Source organism: Caloranaerobacter longqiensis (genome assembly GCF_050286925.1).
In the GTDB taxonomy this organism is placed as follows: domain Bacteria; phylum Bacillota; class Clostridia; order Tissierellales; family Thermohalobacteraceae; genus Caloranaerobacter.
In genome coordinates, this window is the sequence record NZ_JBFWFX010000060.1 from 1 (window position 1) to 1,158 (window position 1,158).

3 protein-coding genes are annotated in these 1,158 nt (G+C 31.3%); all 3 read left to right on the plus strand.

Translation table 11 applies throughout. The annotated features are described in order from the left end of the window. The coding region (locus AB4Y15_RS14075) for a hypothetical protein (protein ID WP_427340960.1) at window positions 1–217 on the plus strand (217 nt) is incomplete at its 5' end. A 174-nt stretch (window positions 218–391) separates the two neighbouring features. Further along, window positions 392–625, plus strand: a complete 234-nt coding sequence (locus tag AB4Y15_RS14080) for a hypothetical protein (RefSeq protein ID WP_427340961.1) — start codon at window positions 392–394, stop codon at window positions 623–625. Continuing rightward, on the plus strand, window positions 622–1,101 hold the full coding sequence (locus AB4Y15_RS14085; RefSeq protein WP_427340962.1) for a hypothetical protein: 480 nt from the start codon (window positions 622–624) through the stop codon (window positions 1,099–1,101). Before AB4Y15_RS14080 ends, AB4Y15_RS14085 begins: the two co-directional genes overlap by 4 nt. Window positions 1,102–1,158 lie beyond the last annotated feature (57 nt).

The following is a 1,158-nucleotide window of genomic DNA, read 5'->3' on the forward strand; positions in this document are numbered from 1 at the left end:
AACTTTAAAAAAAGAAGTAGATAGTAATACGCAAAAGATGTATAATGTAGCTGTAGCAAGTAATCCAAGTATAGCTAGTCAGTTAGCAGCATTAAACTTACCAGCTGCAGTTGAATATGGACTTCTTGCATTTGCGTCTGCATTAGGAGTTCTAGTGGGTAATGTAGTAGATGTTGTAAATGGTTTAGGTTTAGCAGTAGTGATTGCTATATATTAGGATGATATAAAAGACGTTTGGGACGATATAGTAGATATTTTTGTAGACCAATTTGGTTCGTTTGTAAAAGATGCTTTTGAATATTTAGCAGCTAAAACTCAAGGCTTACCTACAGAGGAAGAGTTTCATAACTTTGAGGATCATTATAAAAGACATGCAAAAGAATTTGCTGATATGCCAGGTGGTAATGGTAAAAAACCTGATAAGAAGAAGTACTGGGAAATGGCAAAAAAGTTTCTTAAAGAAAAGGGAAATACTATTAAGGAAGGCATTTCAAAGAGTAACTCAAAATATCGAATAAAATTTAATACCAAAACATTAGAATATCTCATTTATGATCCCAAAACTGGACAAATAATGACATGTTTTTTACCAGGATGGGAAAATTGGCATAATAGTTATAAATGACCACTGAAAGCATTACAGTACTATATGGAAAGAGTGAAATAATTATTAGGAAGTTAAAGGAGTTGGGAAATGTGTATTGCCCAGTATGTGGTTTTAGATTAACCTATGAATTAGTCCCCGGACATATTTGTAATTGCTGTGGTTATGAGTATGATGTTGATGATTACATAACTATAGAAGAAATAGAAATGTTGAAGAAATATGATAAAATCATCTCTAATTCATTGAGAAGTAAAATAATGGATTTGAATATTGATAGAGAAAAAGGATTACCAATTGATATTGCACAGGAAATATTAAGAATTAAGTGGATAAAAGGAGGTTGCAAGTGGCACTCCAAAAATAAAAATGGAATGCCACATAATTGGAGTCTAAAAATGGCAGAGGAACAGCTAAAAAATATCAATATTGACATAAAAGATTATCTGAAAGAAACAACGGGGTCAGGCTTCACAAATTCACAAAACACAAAATAAAAAAGACATTTGAATTAAACACTTCATATGAAAACATATGAGGTGTTTTCTTTTAAT